Below are 555 nucleotides of genomic sequence, written 5' to 3' on the forward strand. Positions count from 1 at the left end.
CGATATTTCCGTGACCTGCGTGCCAGAGGCATCACCATCCGGAAAACCATTGATACCCTGATTGCCACACGATGTATCGTAAGCGGGTATCGGCTCCTTTACAGTGACCGGGACTTTGATCCGTTTGTGACACATCTGGGGCTGGAACGGGTTGTCTGATTTCAGCGAGGTGACTGGAGAGGACATGCAGAAAAAAGAAGCGGCCGTTCGGCTAGGATCGCTTCTGGGGGCCATCGGTCGTGAGGTCGGTGTGCGTGATCAGGATATCGCGGTCTTGCAGACCCGCGATCAGACCCCGGCCGAGGCAATGTCCTTCGAATGATCCTGCTGCTTGATACCAACGTGATCATGGAGACGAGGAGGCCCGTCTCGGAGCAGCGTGTTCTGGCCAGCCACGACGTGTCGCCTTTCGAGGCGGCTGGTGTGCGGGTTTTCAATCTGTGGGGGGATATCTGATGTCCGAGACAGATCCAGCAGCGCGCGCGTTTGAGGACCTGTGCGCCGAAATGACGGTACTCCGGCGGAGCGTGGAAGCGTTGCCGCAGGCGTGGCGGG

The 555-nt window shown here is 58.9% G+C and carries 1 protein-coding gene and 1 pseudogene; both read left to right on the top strand.

What is annotated here, in order from left to right; all coding sequences use genetic code 11:
• The first annotated feature begins 184 nt into the window (after window positions 1-184).
• Window positions 185-322 (top strand): hypothetical protein, encoded by a 138-nt coding sequence (locus GOB87_RS16550; RefSeq protein ID WP_014106725.1) that lies wholly within the window; start codon window positions 185-187, stop codon window positions 320-322.
• Between the two features lie 133 nt (window positions 323-455).
• Window positions 456-555, top strand: a pseudogene (locus GOB87_RS17235) (DUF6118 family protein); the annotation flags it as partial.

Origin of the sequence: Acetobacter estunensis, from assembly GCF_011516945.1 — a bacterium.
In the GTDB taxonomy this organism is placed as follows: domain Bacteria; phylum Pseudomonadota; class Alphaproteobacteria; order Acetobacterales; family Acetobacteraceae; genus Acetobacter; species Acetobacter estunensis.